4 protein-coding genes are annotated in these 6,616 nt (G+C 45.6%); 3 read left to right on the forward strand and 1 reads right to left on the reverse strand.

The genetic code is table 11. From position 1 onward, the window contains the following. Nucleotides 1-871, forward strand: an 871-nt coding sequence (locus HMPREF2696_RS01990; RefSeq protein ID WP_210383748.1) for a YadA family autotransporter adhesin, incomplete at its 5' end; no start/stop codon positions are given. A gap of 243 nt (nucleotides 872-1,114) precedes the next feature. On the opposite strand, the gene dusA is transcribed toward HMPREF2696_RS01990, so the two are convergent. Beyond that, nucleotides 1,115-2,113, reverse strand: coding sequence for a tRNA dihydrouridine(20/20a) synthase DusA (gene dusA / locus HMPREF2696_RS01995; RefSeq protein ID WP_049336164.1), 999 nt, complete (start codon nucleotides 2,111-2,113; stop codon nucleotides 1,115-1,117). A 217-nt stretch (nucleotides 2,114-2,330) separates the two neighbouring features. Between dusA and HMPREF2696_RS02000 the strand changes: the two genes are divergently transcribed. Both HMPREF2696_RS02000 and HMPREF2696_RS02010 read left to right on the forward strand, forming a co-directional pair. After that, complete coding sequence (locus tag HMPREF2696_RS02000) at nucleotides 2,331-2,951, forward strand: L-threonylcarbamoyladenylate synthase (protein WP_004521114.1); 621 nt, start codon at nucleotides 2,331-2,333, stop codon at nucleotides 2,949-2,951. Nucleotides 2,952-3,519: 568 nt separating this feature from the next. Then, a partial coding sequence (locus HMPREF2696_RS02010) for an ESPR-type extended signal peptide-containing protein (protein ID WP_256388730.1) occupies nucleotides 3,520-6,616 on the forward strand: 3,097 nt, incomplete at its 3' end.

Consider the following 6,616-nt stretch of genomic DNA (forward strand, 5'->3'; position numbering starts at 1 on the left):
CATCAAAGACGGTAACGGTAACACTACTACTACTGTTGTTAAAGACGGTGCTAAAGGTGATACTGGTGCAACTGGTGCTAAAGGTGAAAACGGTAAGTCTGCTGAAGGTAAAGTTGAGCGTGATGAAGCTAAAGGTACTTCTACTATCACTATCAACAACTTCGATAAAGACGGTAAAGTCATCTCTACTACTACTGCAACCGTGAAAGATGGTAAAGACGGTAAAGATGGTAAAGATGCTGACGGCACCTTCGGTCTGGTTGACGAGACTGGTACTACTGACGGCTCTATCTCCAAAAAACTGAATAACACTATTCAGATTAAAGGTGATGCGGGTACTAAAGTCCAAGTATTCGACAAAGCAACCGGTAAGACTTCAGAGAAAGAAGTTCAAAACATCTTCGTTAAGAAAGACGGCGATGCGCTGAAAGTCAGCTTGAACCCTGATCTGACCGTTAACAGTGTTACTACTAACGAACTGAAAGCAGGTCCTGTAACCATCAACCAAGGTGGTATCGATGCCGGCAACACTACTATTAAAAATGTTGCTCCAGGTAAGAACGGTACCGATGCGGTTAACGTTGACCAGCTGAACCAAAAATTCGGCGATGTGAACAGCAATGTGAACAAAGTTGACAACAACGCCCGCGCAGGTGTGGCTCAAGCTCTGGCTACTGCCGGTCTGCCACAAGCTTACTTGCCAGGTAAGAGCATGCTGGCTATCGGTGGCGGTCACTACCGCGGTGAAACCGGTTACGCTGTCGGCTTCTCTAGCATCTCCGATGGTGGTAATTGGATCATCAAAGGTACTGCTTCCGGCAACTCACGTGGTCACTTCGGTGCTACCGCAGCAGTTGGTTACCAATGGTAATCTGACTTTCAGACGGCCTGAAAAAGTCGTCTGAAAAGACGAAGCAAAGTAAATGCGGCCTATTTAGGCCGCATTTTTTTATGCTTAGATTATGTTTTGGGTTGATTCGATGAGTTAATCGTAATAGTAGCCAAAGAGAAATGAATATATCTTTAGCAGTCTGTTGTAATTTTAAAGGCCGTCTGAAACATCATTGGATGTTTCAGACGGCCTTTCATTTATTCGCACGATATACCATTAATCTCAAATATTTGCGCGTTCGACTTCTTTCCATGCGTCTAGAATCAGGCTGCCGTCGTTGTCTTTCAGCAAAGTAGCATCTGAGAGCATACGGCGCCAAGTGCGGGCATTTTTTAGGCCGTGCATTAAGCCTAGTGCGTGGCGGACGATATGGCGCAGGATTGTGCCTCGTCCTAAGGCGATTTGTTCGCGACTGTATGCATATAGCCAAGCTGCTAAGTCTGCGTATTGGATTGGTGCGTGTGCGTCGTTGTAAAACATTGTATCCCAATCGCGCATCAGCATTGGATTGTGATAAGCCTCGCGCCCGATCATGACCCCATCGACAAATTTCAGATGTTCGGCGATTTCTTCGTTGGTAGTGATGCCGCCGTTAATCAAAATTTCCAAGTCGGGAAAATCTTGTTTTAAACGATACACGTATTCATATTTGAGTGGCGGGACTTCGCGGTTTTCTTTCGGGGATAAACCGTCCAGCCAAGCATTGCGTGCATGGACAATAAATGTGCGGCAGGCTGTTTTTTCGCGAAGTGTTCCCACAAAATCTGCTACGACTTGATATTCTGTCTGTCTGTCTACACCGATGCGGTGTTTGACCGTCACCGGAATTTCAACTGCATCCTGCATCGCATTCAAACAATCTGCCACCAAATCTACATCATTCATCAGGCAAGCGCCGAAAGCGCCTTTTTGAACGCGTGGGCTGGGGCAGCCGCAATTTAGGTTGACTTCGTTATAGCCATACGCTTCAGCCGCTTTGGTAGCGATTGCCAAGTCATGCGGATCTGAGCCGCCAAGCTGTAAAGCTACCGGTTGCTCGCCTTCGTTGAAACTCAAAAAGCGGTCTTTATCTCCGTAAACCACCGCGCCTGAATTGACCATTTCGCTATAAAGCCAAGCATTGCGTGTAATTTGTCGCGCCATAAAGCGATAGTGTCTGTCTGTCCAATCAAGCATAGGTGCGACAGACAAGCGGCGGGAAGGTAGGGAAGAAGCAGGCATTGAGATGACTTTCAAACAAAATAATGCATTATATAGCGTATTAAATTGACTTTCGATATCGGCCGGTAAATCAAAATAATATATAAGGTATCACTGGGTGCAGCCGTGTTGTAGCTGAGGCTAAATCCATTCATGGTGGTGGAAATCCAATATTCAGACGGCCAAATAAGTTTTAAAATGTCAAACAACAAACCATTAGAATGATAAGGAAAAAAACATGGCACAATTTTTCGCCATCCATCCCGATAATCCCCAAGACCGCCTCATCAAGCAAGCCGCCGATATTGTCCGTAGTGGCGGTGTCATCGTTTACCCTACGGATTCCTGTTATGCGCTGGGTTGCAAACTCGGTGACAAAAACGCGATGGAGCGCATTCTCACGATTCGTAAAATCGATCAAAAACACCATCTGACCCTGATGTGTGCCGATTTGAGCGAATTGGGTACTTACGCCAAAGTAGATAATGCCCAATTCCGCCAGCTTAAAGCAGCTACGCCCGGCAGCTACACCTTTATCCTGCAGGCAACCAAAGAAGTACCCAATCGCACGCTTCACCCCAAGCGCAAAACCATCGGCCTGCGTGTTCCCGACAACGCTACTGCCTTGGCGCTTTTGCAAGAATTGGGCGAACCTATTTTAAGTTGCACCCTTATGCTTCCTGAAGACGAAGAGCCATTGACTGATCCATACGAAATCCGAGACCGTCTTGAACATGCTGTTGATTTGGTTATTGATGGCGGCTGGTGCGGTACTGAGCCGACAACGGTTATTGATATGACCGATGGCACTGAGCTGATTCGTCAAGGCAAGGGAGATATTGCCGTATTCGGTTTGTAAAACCATCCGCGTCTGTATAAGTACGGATATGCGTATTCTTTCTATGACGTATTAAAAGCATTTTGCCAATTTTATTGATAGCTCAAAAAAACAAATTATTCAATTAAGCAATTGTTCAAAATCATTTCATCAAAGGCCGTCTGAAATCTTTCAGACGGCCTTTCCTGTTTCTTAAAAAAATAATTCATTTTAAATAAAATTCCGAGCGATTGGCACGTTGCTTGCATGATTACTGTGATTGCTGATGACTTGTCGACGGAATACAACATTACGCTTATTAATAAAAACATGACTGGAGAACTTTTGATGATTGGTTTTTCTGTTCAAACGTCATGATTTTGTTTAAAAATTAAAGATAATCGGTTGATATTTTAGACTAGCGGATATTTTGTAAGTATGAAATACTATACCGTTGCGGGATAGTCAAAAGCCTAAATTTTGTCTCAAAGTGACAATAAACGTCAGCTTGAGATAAGCATTTTGCTGGGAAAACCCCGCATAAATTCTTAAAGTAGCGTCATGCTCATGCTCACGCTTTTACCTATCATAAAAAGAGAAAGACACACCTATGAATAAGATATTTAAAGTTGTTTGGAACCGTACGATTCAATCTTTTGTCGTAACTTCCGAATTGGCCAAAGGCCGTGTGAAATCGTCTGCCGAACAAAACAGTGCAGATGTATCTGCCGAATCCGGTAAAAATGGTATCGCGACAGTTTTCAGATTGACAGTGATTTCGGCAGCTCTTTTGGGTGCAGGTAATTCGTATGCGGCAACTGCGGGACGAGGACAAATTGCGGTTGATCCTCCGACCAGTGCTACTGCGGTCAGCGGTGCAACAGCGACCGGTATTGGTGCGCTGTCAATAGGAGCATCAGCCAATGCTACGGCTAATGGTGCAGTTGCGGTAGGTACGAGTGCAAATGCAACACATAATAACAGCCTGGCCGTGGGTACTAATGCTAAAGCTACTCAAACTCATGCTGTTGCAATGGGTGCAGATACAAGTGCAAGTAGTTCATATGCAACAGCGATAGGTAAAAGTGCCAATGCTGTTTCTGTAGATTCAACAGCATTGGGTGCAGATTCCAAAGCAAATGGTACGCAAGCGACAGCGGTAGGTAAGAATGCTCTTGCTGATAATACGAGCACAACAGCATTGGGTAATTCGGCGCAAGCATTTGGTATAGGCTCAATGGCTTTGGGCCAATCCAGTACATCAAGAGGTCAAAACGGCATTGCAATTGGCAGCGGCAGTCAGGCTGCAGCCAATGCGCAAAATGCCATTGCAATCGGTACCAATGCAGTGGGTTATCAAAGTGAGTCTATTGCCATAGGTAATTCAGCCCAAGCTCAAACTGGAAATACCATTGCCATCGGTAAAAGTGCAGTGGCAAATTCTCCAGCTTCGGGTAATGCAGCATCAAGTGCTATTGCACTTGGTGCAGACGCGAATGCAACAGGACTTGGTACGATTGCTATTGGACGTGCATCTGGGGTTCTTTCGCAAAATATTATGAATGTGAATGTAACTCACAATAATATTGCTATTGGTAATACGGCTCGAGTAGGCGATTCAAGTAGTTCTAAGATAACTCAGTCTATTGCTATTGGTTCAGGTAACCGTGTTGATCCACAGGGCAGACCTGAGGGGGCGTGGGCAAAGGGAGACCAATCTATTGCGGTTGGTGGCAATGTCTTGGCTAATGGTAATTCATCTGTTGCTATTGGTGGTGATGATTTAGATTCGGTAGGTGGTACTCGATATTCTGGCAATGCAACGGATAAATTCATCAAATATAATGAAAAAGGTGCAAAGACCGGTGAATATACGCTGAGCGGTAAAAGTCTGCGTGATATTTATAAAGAGATGACTGGTGATACGATGTATAGCGGTTCTTATGGTAATACTATTGCCGGTCAAGGTTCTGTTGCATTAGGTGTGCAGTCTAATTCATCTGCCGATTTGTCTCTGGCTATCGGTACCAAATCTCAGGCCACTGCCTTTGGTGGTGTAGCTTTGGGTACAGGTGCGAAGGCTACTTTGCTGAATTCTGTGGCTTTGGGTACGGCTTCTAAAACCGATAAAGAAGGTCAGGCATACGTTCAACGCGAAATTATGGGTGTAACCTACACTTGGGCAGGCGGTCAAACTACCGATGCCGGTGATGTTGTGTCTGTCGGTTCCAAAGGTTACGAACGCCAAATCATTAATGTATCCCCTGGCGATATTTCCGCTACTTCCACTGATGCGATCAACGGCTCACAGCTTTATGGTGTTTTGAGTGCAATTGAGCGTGTCCGCTATTTCTCTGTTAAGTCAGAAGAAGGCAAAACTGACGGTACGAAAAACTGGAACAATGACGGTGCAAAAGCAACCAATTCGATTGCCATCGGACCGAATGCGGCAACAAGTACTGGTGCGACGGGTAGTGTTTCCTTGGGTCATAATGCCAACGTACTTGGCGAAGATTCTGTTGCTGTTGGTCCAAATGCAACGGTAACTTCGGGAACTGTTGGCGCTGTTGCCTTAGGTTCTAATGCCAATTCCCGCGGTACAGGTTCTATCGCCATAGGTTTGAATACAGAAAATAATTACAATTACTCTGTAGTCGTTGGTGCTCACAGTAGAGCCAACTATGGAAATGCAACCGTTGTCGGTGCAAGGGCAGCGGCACAAAATAACGGTACGGCAATGGGCTATTTGTCAAATGCAGTCGGTGATGATTCTGTTGCAATCGGTCATCAGGCGCAGACAACGCAAGCTTATTCTATCGCCATTGGTAAGCAGGCAAACAGTTCAGGCCTTTATTCCACCGCTATTGGTTCCTCAGCCCAAGCTGCCGGGCAGAATAGTTTTGCCGGCGGTAATAATGCAAAAGCGACTGGAAGCGATTCAGTTGCTTTGGGTAGTGGCGCGACGACTACGATCGGTAGCTCCGTTGCATTGGGTAATGGTGCTGTTGGCACTGCCAATAATTTTGATGCAACAGCTAAAAATGCAACATTCAAAAACGATAGTGGTACGACGACTAATGTCAGCTATGCAGCTTCTTCATCCGCTAAAACAGGCGCGGTTTCTGTAGGCAGTGCAGGCAATGAACGCCAAATCCAGAATGTTGCCGCAGGCCGTATTTCCGCCACTTCGACCGATGCGGTCAATGGTAGCCAGCTGTACACCGTTATGAACAATGTTGGACACAATATCCAACAAAACGGTACAGACAAATCTCGTATCAATAACAACGGTACAGTCAACTACGCCGATGGCAACTTGACGACTGTTGCAATCACCGATGGCGAGAATGCATCAAAAGTTCAAATCAACGTCACTCAAGGCACATTGTCTGTCGATAATAATGGCACAGTGTCCGCACCGACTGCCGGTGTAGCGACTGCCGGCGATGTTGCTAATGCCATCAATAATGCCAAAACCACAACCAAGGTGGCGGCAGGCAGTAACGCGCACGTTAATAAAACAACCTCAGGCAAAGAGACCACTTATACCGTCAGCGCAGATAAAGCAACGGTACAAGTTTCCAATGCTTTGAATTTGACTTCCAATACTACAACTGCAGCCGATGGTGCCGTCACAACTGAGTACAGTATCGATCTTGCTCAAAGTACTAAAGATAACATCCAAAAAGGTGTGGATGCCAAAACCA

The organism is Neisseria sp. HMSC058F07 (assembly GCF_001810035.1).
GTDB classification, from domain to species: domain Bacteria; phylum Pseudomonadota; class Gammaproteobacteria; order Burkholderiales; family Neisseriaceae; genus Neisseria; species Neisseria perflava.